We start from the raw sequence: 16,211 nt of genomic DNA, 5'->3' as shown, positions 1-16,211 counted from the left end.
CACATGACGGCATCAATCATCACGCTGCGCACGTCCGGTGCGCAGTTTAGCTGCTCCGACCAACATGCGTCGCTGCTGGATGCGCTGGAATCCCGGCGCATGAGCGTGGAATATCAGTGCCGTTCCGGCTATTGCGGTACATGCCGCATCCGCTTGCTCAAGGGGAAAGTGGTATACCGTCAGGCACCGCTGGCCTGTATTCAGCAGGGGGAAATTCTGCCCTGCTGCTGCATGCCGGTGAACGATATTGAACTGGATATGTGATGCGGCGCGTTGCCGCGAGGGGGTTACGCCTGCACCAGCTCCGCCGCAACCGGCTGTTCGGCCAGCCAGCCGAATACCTCGTCAATGCCAAGCACATCCGCATAACGGGCGTTTAGATCCAACAGCGTAAAGTCCAATGCGGACTGACTTCTATCACCGGTCACCTCACGCGGCAGTACCACGTGGAACCCCTCCTGGAACGCCTCGATCGCCGTGGCGCGCAGGCTGCCGCTGGCGGTCACCCCCGCCAGAATAACCGTATCCACGCCTTGCCGCTTTAGCCACGTCGCCAGTTCGTGACCGTGCAAATCGGAGATATAGCAGGTGGATTGCATCCGATCGAACGCGATGCCCTCCAACGCGGCATCGATCTGATTAAGGTAGGCATCCTCCGCCAGCACCGTGATAGAGGAGAACTTTTTCCCCCACATGCGGGAAAAGGGGTGATCTTCCTGATAAATCGTGCGGCTGAATATCGTCGGCGATTGATGTTGTCTGGCCAATTCCAGCAACTGACGCAGCGCGGTTTTATCAAACGACGTATTGATCGCCAGCGTGGAACCCGAATCCATAAAGGCATAGGTCACATCCCGTATCAGGACCGCCGCTTTCGAGCCAAAACCAATTTTACTGGCAAACCCGGTCTGTGAATAAATACGCTGAATTTCATCGGCCAGATAGCGGCGCTGACCGCCGGGAGTGTAAACCACTTTAAGGCCATAGGTTTTCACCTCGCCATTTTCCTCCAAACGCCTCAAGGTGCTGGCGGAGATCCCCAGCATTTTCGCCGCATCGGAAACCGTCAATAATTTATCGTACATAACTCGCCATCCTGGTTAACCGGAAAAAAAACCGCGCGCAACGACCGTGCACTTAAAAAAACGCAGGCGCGTTTTTCAACGCCGCCTGCGGCGGCCCGCAGGGTGACGGGCAGGATAGCCCGTCATAAAAAAACGCAGGCGCGCTTTTCAACGCCGCCTGCAACGCATCACCGGATTGGCCTGCACCGGCGGACGCACTCTGTTTTCATGGCCGACAGACCGGCGGTAAACAGGCATGCCAGTCAGTCATCTGCTGATAGTATAACCCCAGATCCGCCAGCGCCTGCTCATTCCCGTGCCGGGCTACCCACTGCATGCCCATCGGCAATCCCGAACGGGAAAAACCGACCGGCATCGTCAACGTCGGTACGCCGGCATTGGTGAACGGCATATTAAACGCCGGCGAGCCGGTGCGCGCCAGACTATAAGGCGCCAGCGTCGGCGTGGCCGGCGTCATCAGGATATCCGCTGCGTCAAACCGTGCCGCCAGCTCCGCCCGGTAGCGAGCACGGATCTGCTGGGCTTGCAGATACTCATGGGCGGAAATAGCCAGACCCTGCGGCAGAAATTCCTGTAAATAGTCCCCAAACAGCGTCGGCGTTTGCAGGAATGCCTCGCGGTGATAGGAGGCACACTCGGCCTGCATCACAATCTGATGAGCCTGACAAGCTGCATCAAAGCTCTCCGGCAGCTTGATTCGCCTCAGCCGGACGCCGTGTCCGGCCAGCTGGTCCATCGCCTGCTGGCAGGCAACGCCGATCTCCTCATCCACATTGTCAAACCACGGATGCTCCACGATACCGACGGTATAGTCATGCTTTTCCCTCAGTTGCAGCGGCGTATAAGGCAACGTATGGGTGGTTTCATCTCGCGGGTCCGGGCCTGCCAGCGTATTGTACACCAGCACAGCATCTTCAACGGTATGAGTAAAGGCGCCAACGTGATCCAGCGACCAACTGGCGGGAATTACCCCGGCTTTGCCGATGCGTCCATAGGTGGCTTTGAGCACCGTGACCCCGTTAAACGCCGCCGGACGGGACAGCGATCCGGCCGTCTGCGTACCCAGCGTCATCAGCGCCATGCGCGCGCCAAGCGCCGCCGCGGAACCGCTGCTTGAACCACCTGGCGTATGCTGCGGATTCCAGGCGTTGCCGGTTTCGGGCGGCGTACCTAAATTGGCGAACTCCGTTGTGGTCAGTTTACCCAGCAATAGCGCCCCCGCCTCATCCAGCCGGTCGATAACGCTGGCGTTCTCGGTGGAAACCCTGCCCTGACAGACTTTGGAACCGCCCTCGGTGGGCAATCCGCGCGTATGGAAGATATCTTTGGCGCCATAGGGAATGCCAAACAATGCCGGCTTGCAGGCAATGGCCGCCATCTGCCGGTCCAGTTCCGCCGCCCGCTGTTTAGCGCCGTCGCGGTCGAGATAGCGCCAGGCCTTGATGTGCGTATCCCGCTCATCGATACGCGCCAGAAAATGACTCAGTAACTCACCCGGCGAAACTTTGCGCGCCGCCAACAGCCGCCGGGTGGCGGCAAGGGTGGCAAAAGGTGACTGATCCAATACATTTTTCATAAAAGCCGATCCTTATCAGGGCTTACTGGCGAACTGACCATCAACAATCTGTTCATAAGGCATATCCTGAGTGATATTGCCGACGAATTTCTGAATATCGATCGCGGTGGTGAACGCCAAAGGCGAAATGACCGCGTTAGCGGGATAGACATTACTGTCGATCATACGCTGCACTGCGGCATCCACCACTTTGCTATCCAGAGCGGCAAACTCCAGACGGGCCACTTTTTTCGCTTCATCCGGGTTCTGGTGAATAAAGGCCAGAGATTCGTTGATGGATTTGACGAAGCGCGCAACCAACTGCGGATTGTCGGTGATGATTTTCTCCGAGGTATTGATGGTGGAGAACGCATACTCAGGGTAATCGCGGGTAAAATCGTAAATCACTTTCAACCCCTGCCCCACGCCCTGATCCGCCTGAGGCTCATAGACCACCGCCGCGTCCGCTCTTCCTGCCAGCAACGGTCCCAGTTCGGCGCCGTTCTGCACCTCATCGATGGTGACGTCCTTCTTGGGGTCCAGACCCTGTTGTTGCAATAGACGCAGCAGCAACGTATTGGACGTGCCGGGCGCCAACCCCGATACCACACGTTTGCCTTTCAGATCGGCGGGTGAATTAAAGGTAAAACCCGGCTTGGCCAGTATCCACACCGGCGCACTATTGGCGACGGCGCTGACGGCTTTGGCTTGGCCGCCTTTCTGCTGAGCGAACCCCACATGTTCAGGACCGTGAACCGAGAACTGCGCCTCGCCGGACAGCACCGCCGCCAGCGCGGTAGGGCCGGAGCCAGCCGAACGGATGGTGGTCACATCAATCTGATTCCGGGCAAACATTCCCTGATGTTTCGCCACATAAACCGGCAGATACAGCAGAGAGTGAAATGCCTCCGTCACCAACACGCGATCGCGCTTGCCATCCGCGGCAAGGCCGCCGGCAGAGCCCAGGGTAAATACGGCGGCACACAGCCATGAAACAATTTTTTTCATCTGTGAATTCCTTCGATTAATGGGTTAACGACATAACTAACGATTAACGGACTGGCGTTCCCAGGGCAGCAGCCAGCGCTGTAGTTGGATAACCAGCAGATAGAGCACGATAGCGACAAACAGCAGGGTGAAAACGCCGACCCACACCACATTGAGGTTGAACAGGTTTCCGGCGACGAAAATCATTTTGCCCAAGCCATAATCAGAGGAGATAAATTCCCCGCCGATATCGGCAATCAGCGCGAAACCGATGTTCAGGCGGAAGGCTGAGATGATCCACGGCAGTGTGGACGGGATCACCACTTTGCGGAAAATCTGATTCTTATCAGCCCCCAGCGAACGCATCAAATTCACCTGATTATCATCAATCTGGTGCGTTCCCTGCCACGCCGACAACAGCGCTACGATATAAGTCGCGATAAATGCCAGCGCGATTTTGGAAAATAACCCGGAGCCGAACCAGATGATAATGATGGGCGCCAGCGCGATTTTCGGCAGTCCGTTCAGGGCGATGAAAAACGGATCGAGGATGCGCGCCAGCGTGGGTGAATACCACAGCAGCAGCCCGGACAGCGACCCCAACAGGCTGCCCAGCACAAAACCCGTCACCGTGGCGTAGACCGTGACATAGGCATTGGTCAGCAGTTCGCCGTTGGCCAGCAACCGGACAAACTCCTGCCAGATCCCCGCCGGAGAGCCCATTAGAAAAGCATTAACCACGCCGGTGTCTACGCCGTATTGCCACAGCGCCACCAACAAGATGAGGATCAGCGCCCGCCAGCCATTATCTTTCAGCAGCGACTTAAATTTCTTTTTGCGCCGACGGCTTAGGGCCGACAGACGGGAACGGTTTTTATCCGCGGCGGTAACAGGCGTACTCATGGCCGACCTCCCAGTTGAATGTCCATATCGCCCCATATCGCATCGAAAAATTGTTGATAGCGCGCATCTTTACGGGCCCCCATGGTAGAGCCGTGTTGCTTGGCCAGACCGACTTCATAGGTTTTTTTATTCCAGGTGGGTCGCTGCGACATCACCACGATGCGATCGGACATGGAAATGGCCTCGCCGATATCGTGCGTGATCAGCACCACCGTTTTGCCGAATTCATTAAGGATCGACAGGATCTCTTCTTCCAGCACCAGCCGGGTCTGGTAATCCAGCGCGGAGAACGGCTCATCAAGCAGAATGATGTCTGGATCGATCACCAGCGTACGGATCAGCGCCGCCCTCTGGCGCATCCCGCCGGAAAGCGTGGCGGGATAAGCGTGGGCGAAATCCCCCAAACCGTATTTATGCAGGTAGGCCATAGCGCGTTCATGACGTTCTTTCTTCGGCACTTCACTGATTTCCAGTCCCAGGCAGACGTTATCGAGGATGGTGCGCCAGGGAAACAGCAGATCCTTTTGCAGCATGTAACCCACCCGCCCTTTCTTGGGAATGGCGTAGTATTGGTCAAATACCTGAATATCACCGGAGGTAGGCGTCAGCAGCCCGGCAATCATGTTAAACATGGTGGTCTTTCCACATCCGCTGGGGCCGACGATACTGATAAACTCACGATGATAAATATCAATCGAGATGTCTTTAATCACCTCCACGACGTTTTCATCGTGATCCAGAAACTGCTTTTTCACCCCTTTCATCGAGATAGCGACCGGAGGCAAAGCGGGATCGTTAGGTAGTGCTTCTTTTATGGCTGGTGAAAGGCTCATCGCATACTCCTGATTAACAGCATCTCCAGATACCCCTTTGCCTCAGCGCGGGCGCATCGCCGGATACAGGGACCATGGATTAATGAAGTCGATTGACCGTAGCAAAAACCTTCCAAACTTGTCTAATACAACAAACTTTTCAAAATTTCTCGGCTTTTCCGCTTTTCACTGGCTGAGTTTGAACGGGAGGGATCGATACGATGAGCTGAAAACCCGTTCCGTGACGGTTTCATGATTGGCCTGGTAAGAGATAACGCGGTCTTTGTGATAGGGAACCGCCGACGGCTTTGTGACACTCATGGATCGTTACATTGCCGCTTAGGTATTATTTTTTAAAAAACTATTAACTAACAAATGTTGAAGGCTAGAACTAATGAAAATACCTCATATTAACGTAAACTCATTCTCCTTCGGTTCTTCCCAAAGCGCTTTCGGCTCCACGCCGAAAGCGCAGGGGACCATTGATAGAATCAACGAAAACCTGAATAAGTTAAACGAGTTAAAGTATTCCATGTCGTTACTGTCCACTAAACGGGCGACCCAATCCGCCGACCCGATTATTCAGCAATTAGCGACCGATGCCTCAGGACTTAAGAAGCAAACCCTTAATGCAACCGAAAACGCTGACGCGATCCTTTCTCAGTTAAAAAAAGGCAAATTGAATCCCAATCACGACGGTCCGCACAACAATCTTATTGCCACAACGGATACGCTAATTACACACTGGGAAACGCTAAAAGAGAGCTACGATAATTACACCAACAGCTAACTAGTCCGAATGGATATAAATACCTTCGGTCTTCTTAACAGACATAGCTCAATGTTAATACCTTCAACTTAGTACACACTGTCTGGTAAAAACGCGTTCTCTACCGCGTGTTATCAATTAAACTAAGGCATTAAACGTACTTAAGGAGAAGGTATCATATGCTAACGTTCATTCCCGTCGTCATCTTTGTGGCGCTGATCCTTGTTTGGTCGGGCATTAAAATCGTGCCCCAGGGCTACCAATGGACCGTTGAGCGCTTCGGCCGCTATACCAAGACACTGATGCCCGGGCTGAATCTGGTGGTCCCTTTCATGGATCGCATTGGCCGTAAAATCAATATGATGGAACAGGTACTGGATATCCCGTCACAGGAAGTCATCTCACGCGACAACGCCAATGTCGCGATTGACGCGGTCTGCTTTATTCAGGTTATCGACCCCGCGCGCGCCGCTTATGAAGTCAGTAATCTGGAGCAGGCCATCGTCAACCTGACCATGACCAACTTCCGAACCGTACTGGGGTCCATGGAACTGGATGAGATGCTCTCACAGCGTGACAGCATTAACAGCCGTTTACTGCACATCGTCGATGAAGCCACTAACCCGTGGGGCGTTAAAATTACCCGCATTGAAATCCGTGATGTTCGTCCGCCTGCCGAGTTGATCGCGGCAATGAACGCCCAGATGAAAGCCGAACGTAACAAACGCGCTGACATTCTTGAAGCCGAAGGGGTGCGTCAGGCGGCTATTTTGCGGGCGGAAGGGGAAAAACAATCACAGATCCTGAAAGCGGAAGGTCAGCGTCAGTCCGCATTCCTCGAAGCGGAAGCACGCGAACGTGCGGCAGAAGCGGAAGCGCAGGCAACCAAAATGGTATCAGAAGCGATTGCCGCCGGTAACATTCAGGCAATTAACTACTTTGTCGCCCAGAAATATACCGATGCGCTGCAACAGATTGGTGCATCCAATAACAGTAAAGTCATCATGATGCCGCTGGAAGCCAGTAACCTGATGGGCGCTATTGGCGGTATCACCGAATTGATCAAAGACAGCAAAGATAGCCGGGGCCAATGATGGACATCGAACTGGCGATGGAGAATGCACACTGGTTCTGGCTGTCGCTCGGCGGCCTGCTGCTGGCGGCCGAAATGCTGGGCGCCGGCGGCTATCTGCTTTGGAGCGGTATTTCTGCGATACTGGTCGGTCTGCTGGTTTGGGCCATACCGTTTTCATGGCAGTGGCAAGGCATCGCCTTTTCCGTACTCACGATTATCACCGCCCTGCTCTGGTGGTACTGGTTGCGCAAGCGCACGCTCGCGCAACCACGGCAGTCGTTGAATCAACGCGGACAACAGATGGTTGGCCTGCGCACGACGCTGAGTGAACCCATTGAAGATGGCCTTGGACGGGTGCGCATCGGCGACAGTACCTGGCGAGTGGCGTCAAAACAGGATTTGACTGCCGGTACGCACGTTGAAGTGATTGCCGTTGAAGGCATTACGCTGCATGTACGTGAAGTGAAGCCTTGATCTCAGACGTTATCATCGGCGGGACGCCCTGCCTTCGTAGGGCAACACCCCGCAAGGTTATTGATTATCGGGCACTCTGCCCCGCTATCCCCCGGACACTGTTCCGCCAGTGCCAGTAAACGCTGGCGCATCGCTTTCAGATCTTCAATATGCAATTCAATTTCCTTCACTTTTTTCATCGTACGCGCTTTCACATCCGCACTGTGCCGCAAGGGATCGTTAAACAGCGCCACCAGTTCACGGCATTCATCAAGGTTAAACCCCACCTGACGCGCCTGACGCAGCAGCGTCAATTCTTCGATATGATGCGCGTTATAACTACGATAGCCATTTTCAGAACGTAGCGGCGCCGTCATCAACGCTTTCTGTTCATAAAAGCGAATCGTCTTGCTGTTAAGACCGGTTTTTTTTGCCACATCGCTGATTTTCATCATTTACCCCCTTGACCCTCCCCTTGATGGAAGGTTTAACCTGTTGATACGTCGTAAAATCAGACCGCCATCGAGCCAGAGCGCTTCCGCTGTTTCAGCTTGCCCGCTACGCTTACCCAATCTGAAAGACGACAAGATGAAGCCCGCCGTTAACCGCGGCTGAACTCACAGGAGATGAAGATTATGTCACAAACGATCGTATTGTCGTTGCAGGGTCTTACCTGCGGACATTGTGTTCAACGTGTCAAACAAACGCTGGAAACGCTGCCCGGCGTCGAACAGGCCGACGTCACGCTCGACTCCGCCAGCGTCACCGGCGATGCTGATGCTCAGGCGCTGATTAACAGTATCGAACAGGCGGGCTATCAGGCTAGCCGACAGGAGAACGCTCACCCAAAAACTGAGCCGCTGGCAGCGATCGCGCCGGAAGCGCTGCCAGCGGCACAAAACCCTCTTCCGGCCCCCCTGACCGATGACGGCGATCAGGACGACAGCGTGCAGCTTCTGCTTCAGGGCATGAGTTGCGCCAGTTGCGTTAACCGCGTTCAGCGTGCTTTATCGAATGTCGAAGGCGTGACGCAGGCGCAGGTCAATCTGGCGGAACGCAGCGCGCTGGTCAGCGGAAGCGCGCGCCATGAAGCTTTGATTGCGGCGGTCGAACAGGCGGGCTATGGCGCGGAAATCATTCAGGATGAAGAGGATCGCAGGGCCCGTCAGCAGGAAACCGCGCGGCAAAACGCACACCGCTTCCAATGGCAGGCCGCGTTGGGGCTGTCGCTGGGCGTACCGCTGATGCTCTGGGGCGTGCTGGGCGGCAGCATGATGCTGACGCCGGAAAGCCGCACGCCGTGGCTGGCGGTCGGTTCGCTGACGCTGGCCGTGATGATTTTCGCCGGAGGCCATTTTTACCGTAACGCCTGGCGTAACCTGAAAAATGGCGCCGCAACCATGGATACGCTGGTGGCGCTCGGCACCGGCGCGGCCTGGCTCTACTCCATTACCGTCAATCTGTGGCCAGAGGTGTTTCCTATGGCGGCGCGCCACCTTTATTATGAAGCCTGCGCCATGATTATCGGACTGATTAATCTCGGCCATGCTCTGGAACAACGTGCCCGCCAGCGTTCCTCACACGCGCTGGAAAAACTGTTGGACTTGACGCCGCCGAGCGCCCGCGTCGTCACGCCTGACGGAGAGAAAACCCTGCCGTTATCCGCGGTGCAGGCCGGCATGACGCTGCGGCTGGCCACCGGCGATCGCATTCCTGTCGACGGAGAAATCCGTCAAGGGGAACTGTGGGTCGATGAAGCCATGTTGACCGGCGAGCCCATTGCGCAGCACAAAACCCTTGGTGATACAGTGCGGGCCGGTACGCTGGTTGCTGATGGCGGTGCGTTATTCCGTGCGAACGCGATTGGCAACCAAACCACCTTGTCACGCATTATTCGGCTGGTCAGGCAGGCGCAGAGCAGCAAACCCGCCATCGGCCGACTGGCCGACCGCATTTCCGCCGTGTTTGTCCCGATCGTCGTCGCGATTGCCATCATCAGCGGTGCAATCTGGTATTTCGTCGGACCACCGCCGCAAATCGTCTATACGTTGATTATTGCCACTACGGTTCTGATCATCGCCTGTCCGTGCGCGCTTGGGCTGGCAACGCCGATGTCGATTATTTCCGGGGTGGGCCGCGCGGCGGAACTGGGCGTGCTGGTTCGCGATGCCGACGCGTTGCAACAGGCCAGTGAACTGGACGTTCTGGTGTTCGATAAAACCGGTACGCTCACAGAAGGTCAGCCGCACGTCGCCGATATCCAGACGTTTGGTTCGATAACCGAACAACAGGCGCTGCGCTGGGCGGCCTCGCTGGAGCAGGGCTCCCGCCACCCCTTGGCCAACGCGCTGATCGAACGGGCTGACGGGCTGTCCTTAACCACGGTTGAACAGTTCCGTACCCTGCGCGGGTTGGGCGTTAGCGGGGAAATCGGCGGCGTGACGCTGCTGCTCGGCAATCCGGCGCTGCTGAAACAGCACCGGATCGATATTGAGGCCGGAGAAACGCTGATTAATGAACAGGCCCGGCGTGGCGTGACGCCGGTGTTGCTGGCGGCGGACGGTGAGTTTGTCGCCCTGTTTTCCCTTCAGGACCCACTGCGTCAGGACAGCGTTACCGCGCTGCAACGTCTGCATCAGCAGGGTTACTCGCTGGTGATGTTGACAGGCGATAATCCGCTGACGGCCAAAACCATCGCCCAAGAAGCCGGGATCGATCAGGTCATGGCAGGCGTTCTGCCGGACGGCAAAGCCGATGCCATCAAAATGTTGCAGGCGCAGGGAAAACGCGTAGCCATGATCGGCGACGGCATTAATGATGCGCCAGCGCTGGCGCAGGCTGACGTGGGGATCGCCATGGGCGGCGGCAGCGATATCGCTATCGAAACCGCGGCCATCACGCTGATACGCCCCAGTCTGCACGGCGTTGCCGACGCGCTGGCCCTTTCCAGAGCCACGCTGGGTAATATGAAACAGAACCTGCTGGGTGCGTTCATCTATAACGCGCTCGGCATTCCGATTGCAGCGGGCGCGCTCTACCCGCTGACCGGGACGCTACTTAGTCCGGTGGTTGCCGGCGCGGCGATGGCGCTCTCATCCATTACCGTGGTCAGCAACGCCAACCGGCTATTGCGCTTCAACCCCAAAGACCGATAGCGAAACAGGCACAGCGGTATCGCTTGAATGATTCGCCTTCTGGCGTTTAGCATGGTCGTCTTCACATTTGGAGATAGGATTTATGAGGCAACTGCTGCGTAGAATAGCCACTTTCTTTGGGTTTATTTCGCCTCTGACTTACCCCTACCCCGGGATTGATGTCCGACTTGCTGACCAGCGTCAGCTCCATCTGGTTGGCAGTATTCATATGGGCAGCCCGGACATGTCGCCGCTGCCAGGGGAACTGTTGCAACAGCTACAGCATGCTACCGCCCTGATTGTCGAAGTGGACATTTCAAACACCGGTTATCCTTTTGAACAGACCGGAACCGACGCGCCGCTCGCACAGCGGCTGGGCCCTGCCGACTATCGTCAACTGCGGAAAATCTGCGAATCACTGTCCGTCAACGAAAACAGCATCGACCGTTTGCCCGCCTGGCAGACCGCACTGACGTTACAGGCGCATCAGGCGCAGCGGCTGGGGCTCAGACATGATTATGGCATTGATTATCAACTTATCACGGCGGCAAAATCTCAGGGACTCCCCATTATCGAACTTGAGGGGCTGGATGCCCAGCTCGCCCTGCTACAACAGTTGCCGCAGGGCGGGCTGTTATTGTTGGAAGATACGATTAAACACTGGCACGCCAACGCTCGCCTGCTGCAAACCATGATTGGCTGGTGGCTGGATCGCAGGCCCGGCAAACGCCTGCCCGTCATATCCGCCGCATTCAGTCATGAAATGAGCGACTTGTTGGTGAATCAGCGCAACCGCCGCTGGCAGAGACGGCTTCAGGCGCTGCCGGCCGGTCACTATGTGGTTGCCGTGGGCGCCCTGCATTTATATGGTGATGACAATCTACCGTCGCTCTTACAAGAAAAATTGAACGAAACATTGCCTAAGGATATTTGAACCATGACACCGGCAGTAAAACTACTCGAAAAAAACAAGATCGCCTTTACGCTTCATAGCTATCATCACGACAGTGAAGAAACCAACTTTGGTGAAGAGGCGGCCAGAAAACTGGGGGTGAATAAAGATCAGGTTTATAAAACACTGCTGGTTTTACTAAATGGCGATGCCAGAAATCTGGCGGTAGCCGTGACGCCGGTTGCCGGTATGCTGGATTTGAAGAAGGTGGCGCGCGCGCTGTCGGCTAAAAAAGCCGATATGGCCGATCCGGCGATCGCGCAACGGGTCACCGGCTATCTGGTGGGGGGGATCAGCCCATTGGGACAGAAAAAGCCGTTGCCGACGGTGATTGATGAACCAGCTCGCCAGTTCAGCACCATTTTTATTTCGGGCGGCAAACGCGGGCTGGATATCGAACTGGCCGCCGATGATTTGGCGCGCCTGCTGCACGCCACCTTCGCCGACATTGCCAAACACGATTGAGTAGATTATTCAGGCAGGCGCCTCCAAAAATAACCTTGCGAGGCGGTAGGTGATATTTATGCCGTCAGGCGGGCAAAAGCCTCGCGAATTTCCTGTTCAGGAAGATCCTGACCAATGAAAACCAGCACGCTTTGCCGCTCTTCGCCATCCTGCCATTCTCTGTCCCAGTCGGCGCTATACAAACGTTGAACGCCTTGAAACAGCAGGCGGCGCCCATCATCTTTAATGGCCAGAATACCTTTGTAGCGCAACAAATTATCAGAAAACCGCAATAGCAGATTTTCCATCACATCCGATACGGACGGCAGTTCCACCGGTTTATCCAGATACACCACAATCGACTGAACATTATTTTGCGCCGGGGCAATAAAGCGAAATACCGGGGTTTTCACCGCCAGCCTGTCGTTGAGAATAAAACCTTCGATATTGAACAATACGCCCAAATCTATATCGCCATGTATCACCGGATAGATCGGCGCACGGGCATTAATACGCTGGAGACGGGAAAGCAACGCCTCGTCCTCGCCCGCCACATCGGTTTTGGTTAGCAGAATCCGATCGGCGTAGCCAATCTGCGACTGGGCAATGGTAAATTGATCGAGCTGTTGCTGAGCATGGACCGCATCAACCAGCGTAATAATTCCGTCCAGTATAAAGCGCTCGCAAATCACCTCATGGGAGAAGAACGTTTGCGCCACCGGGCCGGGATCGGCCATACCGGTACATTCAATGATGACATGATCGAAATCCAGCGACCCGTTATCGACGCCGTCCAGCAGATCAAGCAGCGCGTCCGCCAGTTCATTCGCCTGACTGCAACAGATACAGCCGTTGCTCAGGGTCGTTATTTGACTTGCCCGCTCGCCAATCAACGCGTTATCGATCGGTACTTCACCAAATTCATTTTCAATCACGGCAATTTTGTAACCATGATCGGCATTAAGAATGTGGCGTAACAAGGTGGTTTTCCCCGCGCCCAGAAAGCCGGTAAGTAGGGTTACATAAAGTGGTAGAGTCATAACTGTTCCCGATTTGCTGACAGCTTATTTGTTAACAGCAGCGTATTCCGCCTTTGCCATCGCCGCCATAGCGCGCCTGCTGGCGCTCGCGGAAAAATTCTTCGTAAGTCATCATCGGTTTATCAGGATGATTGGTCTGCATATGTTGCACATAGGTATCATAATCCGGCATACCCACCAGCATACGCGCCGCCTGGCCCAAATACTTTCCTGCTTTTCCCAGATTGCCGAACATCATCACCTCCAACCGCCGCAAACAACGGTCACTATAAAAATACCCTGTATAACGTTATACATTATACAGGGTAGACATACCCGTCACCTTTTACGTTCCGGCCATGCCAGCCGTCGCCCAAAATCTGACAGGGTGAGTGACGCTTAGTGACCGGAAGAAACTTGCACGCCGCCTTCAGGAACCGGAACATAAGGCGTTTCCTGATCCGTACGCTCAGAAACGTCGCGAGCGGCCAGTGCAGCTTTAACACCGTAAGCGATAATGCTGTATACCACGACCAGGAACAGAATGCTCAAACCGGCGTTGGTGTAGTTGTTGGTGACGATATGGTTCATGTTGGCGATTTGCTGCGCGCTCAGATCCGCGCCGCCCTCGGCAATCTTGCCTTTGAACATGTTGGCCATATAGAAGAAGCCTTCCAACTGCGGATTATCGCTGAACAGTTTCAGCCCCAGCGCCCAGGTGGTGCAAATCAGCAGCCAGATAGCCGGAACCAGCGTCACCCAGATGTACCGGGTGCGTTTCATCTTAATCAGGATAACCGTACTCAATACCAGCGCCACAGCCGCCAGCATCTGGTTAGAGATACCGAACAGCGGCCACAGGCTCTTCACGCCGCCCAGCGGGTCCACAACCCCTTGATACAACAGGTAGCCCCACAGACCAACGCATCCCGCCGTACCGATCATTCCCGCCACCAGCGAGTCGGTTTTCTTCAGGAACGGCACGAAGTTGCCCAGCAGATCCTGCAACATAAAGCGGCCGGCGCGCGTCCCCGCATCCAGCGCGGTCAAAATGAACAACGCTTCAAACAAGATACCGAAGTGATACCAGAAGCCCATATCCGCGCCCGGAATGATCTGGTGGAAAACGTATGCAATACCCACCGCCAGCGTCGGTGCGCCGCCCGCGCGGTTCAGCACAGAAGGTTCGCCAATGTCTTTCGCCGTTTGCAGAATCTGGTCAGGCGAAATCACAAATCCCCAGGAACTGACCACCGCCGCCGCCTGCGCGGAAACATCTTGCAATTGCGACAGAATCATCGGCGCATCGGCCGTACCCAGCCTATGCAGATCCGGCATGGTGATCCCCAACGCCGCAGGCGGGGTGTTCATCGCGAAGTAGAGGCCCGGTTCGATAATAGAGGCCGCAACCAGCGCCATTACCGCGACGAAGGACTCCATCAGCATCGCGCCGTAACCAATAAAACGCGCGTCCGTTTCGTTAGCCAGCAGCTTCGGCGTGGTGCCGGAGGAGATCAATGCGTGGAAGCCGGACACCGCACCGCAGGCAATGGTGATAAACAGGAATGGGAACAGCGTGCCTTTCCACACCGGACCGGTGCCGTCGACAAACTGCGTCACCGCCGGCATTTTCAGGTCAGGATTCAGGATCACAATGCCAATCGCCAGACCGACGATAACCCCGATTTTCAAGAATGTTGCCAGATAGTCACGCGGCGCCAGAATCAACCATACCGGCAGCAGGGCGGAAACAAAGGCGTAACCAATCAGCGTAAAGGTGATAGTGGTGTCCTTGAAGGTCAGCGCCGGTCCCCAGTACGGGTCACTCGCCACCACGCCGCCAAACCAGATCGATAGCACCAGCAGCACGATGCCGATAACCGAAACCTCGCCTACGCGACCCGGTCGGATAAAGCGCATGTAAATGCCCATAAACAGCGCGATCGGCACCGTTGAGCACACGGTAAATACCCCCCACGGGCTCTCCGCCAGCGCTTTGACCACGATCAGCGCCAGTACCGCCAGAATAATGATCATGATAAGGAAGCAGCCAAACAGCGCGATCGTGCCAGGTATCGGCCCCAGCTCTTTCTTGACGATTTCGCCCAACGACGCGCCATTACGACGAGTCGAAATGAACAGCACCATGAAATCCTGAACGGCGCCGGCCAGCACCACGCCGCCCAGCAGCCATAAGGTGCCGGGCAGATAGCCGATCTGTGCGGCCAGCACCGGTCCTACCAACGGCCCCGCGCCTGCGATAGCGGCAAAGTGGTGTCCGAACAGGACGTTACGGTTGGTCGGCACATAGTTTAGGCCGTCATTGTTTACAACGGCAGGCGTCGCTCTTGTCGAGTCCAACTGCATGACTTTCTGCGCGATATACAAGCTGTAATATCGGTAAGCCACAAGGTAGACGGCGACAGAAGCGACAATAATCCATAACGCACTAACATGCTCGCCGCGGCGTAGTGCGACTACGCCGAGACAGGCAGCCCCGATGACCCCGAGGATCATCCAGGGGATGTGTTTAAGAATGGCACTGCTCTTCATAAGACATCCTTCAATTAGAAATCGAAATTGTTTGATTTTACTCGCTGTGAAAAGGTAAACCCTGGTGTGGCTTTGTGCGATAACGCGTGTTATCGCACGTTTCTGTTTTGCATAAGGAAAATAATAGCGGACATTACGGCATCGCGTGCGCGCCCGCGGCAGGTATTTGGGTGGACGGCAGTATAGCGAGCTAAGCGGTTAAAATTACCCTGTGAGTGGTCGCCAGAAGAAATCCCCCCGTGTGGCCGTCGCGCTCAGCGCCGTGAGAGATTCAGTTACGGCGTTAATAACGCGTTGAGAAAATATTCGCGGATAGCCAGCGTCGCGGTGATGTGATTGTCTGTAAGCGGCGCCGTCATCGCATCCTCCGCGCTACGCAGAATGGAATAGGCGTGATGCAGAAAATAATTGCCGTTTTCGATCATCGTTATGCGCGGTTCCGTGGACTAGTGACAGAGAACCCCACGAAA

At 55.4% G+C, this 16,211-nt stretch carries 17 protein-coding genes; 7 read left to right on the top strand and 10 right to left on the bottom strand.

Features of this window, described 5'->3' with window-relative positions; all coding sequences use genetic code 11:
* Positions 1-3 precede the first annotated feature (3 nt).
* Positions 4-264 carry a class I ribonucleotide reductase maintenance protein YfaE gene (gene yfaE, locus EH207_RS04975; RefSeq protein ID WP_137715270.1) on the top strand — a complete coding sequence of 87 codons (261 nt, stop codon included), beginning with the start codon at positions 4-6 and terminating at the stop codon, positions 262-264.
* Between the two features lie 23 nt (positions 265-287).
* Here the strand turns inward: yfaE and EH207_RS04970 are convergent, their stop codons facing one another.
* The 5 genes from EH207_RS04970 to EH207_RS04950 all read right to left on the bottom strand — a co-directional run bounded on the left by EH207_RS04970 (position 288) and on the right by EH207_RS04950 (position 5,363).
* Positions 288-1,085: an isochorismatase family protein gene (locus tag EH207_RS04970; protein WP_137712987.1), complete on the bottom strand. Its 798-nt coding sequence runs from the start codon at positions 1,083-1,085 to the stop codon at positions 288-290.
* A gap of 205 nt (positions 1,086-1,290) precedes the next feature.
* Entirely contained in the window at positions 1,291-2,661 is a 1,371-nt protein-coding gene (locus EH207_RS04965; protein WP_137712986.1) for an amidase, read from the bottom strand.
* Positions 2,662-2,676: 15 nt separating this feature from the next.
* Entirely contained in the window at positions 2,677-3,648 is a 972-nt protein-coding gene (locus EH207_RS04960; protein WP_137712985.1) for an ABC transporter substrate-binding protein, read from the bottom strand.
* Between the two features lie 36 nt (positions 3,649-3,684).
* Positions 3,685-4,530, bottom strand: a complete 846-nt coding sequence (locus tag EH207_RS04955; RefSeq protein WP_137712984.1) for an ABC transporter permease — start codon at positions 4,528-4,530, stop codon at positions 3,685-3,687.
* Entirely contained in the window at positions 4,527-5,363 is an 837-nt protein-coding gene (locus EH207_RS04950; RefSeq protein ID WP_137712983.1) for an ABC transporter ATP-binding protein, read from the bottom strand. Before EH207_RS04950 ends, EH207_RS04955 begins: the two co-directional genes overlap by 4 nt.
* A 373-nt stretch (positions 5,364-5,736) precedes the next feature.
* On the opposite strand from EH207_RS04950, the gene EH207_RS04945 reads away from it, so the two are divergent.
* From EH207_RS04945 to EH207_RS04935, 3 genes are all read left to right on the top strand, one after another.
* Positions 5,737-6,132 (top strand): hypothetical protein, encoded by a 396-nt coding sequence (locus tag EH207_RS04945; RefSeq protein WP_137712982.1) that lies wholly within the window; start codon positions 5,737-5,739, stop codon positions 6,130-6,132.
* Positions 6,133-6,290: 158 nt separating this feature from the next.
* Positions 6,291-7,205, top strand: coding sequence for an SPFH domain-containing protein (locus EH207_RS04940; RefSeq protein WP_137712981.1), 915 nt, complete (start codon positions 6,291-6,293; stop codon positions 7,203-7,205).
* On the top strand, positions 7,205-7,660 hold the full coding sequence (locus EH207_RS04935; RefSeq protein ID WP_137715269.1) for an NfeD family protein: 456 nt from the start codon (positions 7,205-7,207) through the stop codon (positions 7,658-7,660). The genes EH207_RS04940 and EH207_RS04935 overlap by 1 nt, the downstream gene beginning before the upstream one ends.
* 2 nt (positions 7,661-7,662) lie before the next feature.
* On the opposite strand, the gene cueR is transcribed toward EH207_RS04935, so the two are convergent.
* Positions 7,663-8,091, bottom strand: coding sequence for a Cu(I)-responsive transcriptional regulator (gene cueR / locus EH207_RS04930; RefSeq protein WP_137715268.1), 429 nt, complete (start codon positions 8,089-8,091; stop codon positions 7,663-7,665).
* Between the two features lie 183 nt (positions 8,092-8,274).
* Between cueR and copA the strand changes: the two genes are divergently transcribed.
* From copA to ybaK, 3 genes are all read left to right on the top strand, one after another.
* Complete coding sequence (gene copA / locus EH207_RS04925) at positions 8,275-10,794, top strand: copper-exporting P-type ATPase CopA (protein WP_137712980.1); 2,520 nt, start codon at positions 8,275-8,277, stop codon at positions 10,792-10,794.
* An 82-nt stretch (positions 10,795-10,876) separates the two neighbouring features.
* The gene (locus EH207_RS04920) at positions 10,877-11,707 is read left to right on the top strand and encodes a TraB/GumN family protein (RefSeq protein WP_137712979.1); all 831 of its coding nucleotides are present in this window, start codon (positions 10,877-10,879) and stop codon (positions 11,705-11,707) included.
* A gap of 3 nt (positions 11,708-11,710) precedes the next feature.
* A complete protein-coding gene (gene ybaK, locus EH207_RS04915) occupies positions 11,711-12,190 on the top strand; it encodes a Cys-tRNA(Pro)/Cys-tRNA(Cys) deacylase YbaK (RefSeq protein ID WP_137712978.1) in 480 nt (159 codons plus the stop codon).
* Positions 12,191-12,246: 56 nt separating this feature from the next.
* On the opposite strand, the gene yjiA is transcribed toward ybaK, so the two are convergent.
* The 4 genes from yjiA to EH207_RS18090 all read right to left on the bottom strand — a co-directional run bounded on the left by yjiA (position 12,247) and on the right by EH207_RS18090 (position 16,166).
* Positions 12,247-13,209, bottom strand: a complete 963-nt coding sequence (gene yjiA / locus EH207_RS04910; protein WP_137712977.1) for a GTPase — start codon at positions 13,207-13,209, stop codon at positions 12,247-12,249.
* A gap of 31 nt (positions 13,210-13,240) precedes the next feature.
* Positions 13,241-13,444: a YbdD/YjiX family protein gene (locus EH207_RS04905; protein ID WP_137715267.1), complete on the bottom strand. Its 204-nt coding sequence runs from the start codon at positions 13,442-13,444 to the stop codon at positions 13,241-13,243.
* Positions 13,445-13,587: 143 nt separating this feature from the next.
* Positions 13,588-15,741 (bottom strand): carbon starvation CstA family protein, encoded by a 2,154-nt coding sequence (locus tag EH207_RS04900; RefSeq protein WP_137712976.1) that lies wholly within the window; start codon positions 15,739-15,741, stop codon positions 13,588-13,590.
* A gap of 275 nt (positions 15,742-16,016) precedes the next feature.
* The gene (locus EH207_RS18090; protein ID WP_175413641.1) at positions 16,017-16,166 is read right to left on the bottom strand and encodes a hypothetical protein; all 150 of its coding nucleotides are present in this window, start codon (positions 16,164-16,166) and stop codon (positions 16,017-16,019) included.
* Positions 16,167-16,211 lie beyond the last annotated feature (45 nt).

The organism is Brenneria rubrifaciens, from assembly GCF_005484945.1.
Lineage (GTDB): Bacteria > Pseudomonadota > Gammaproteobacteria > Enterobacterales > Enterobacteriaceae > Brenneria > Brenneria rubrifaciens.
Note: the sequence above shows the minus strand (reverse complement) of the source record. Positions and strands in the feature narration are given on the sequence as shown.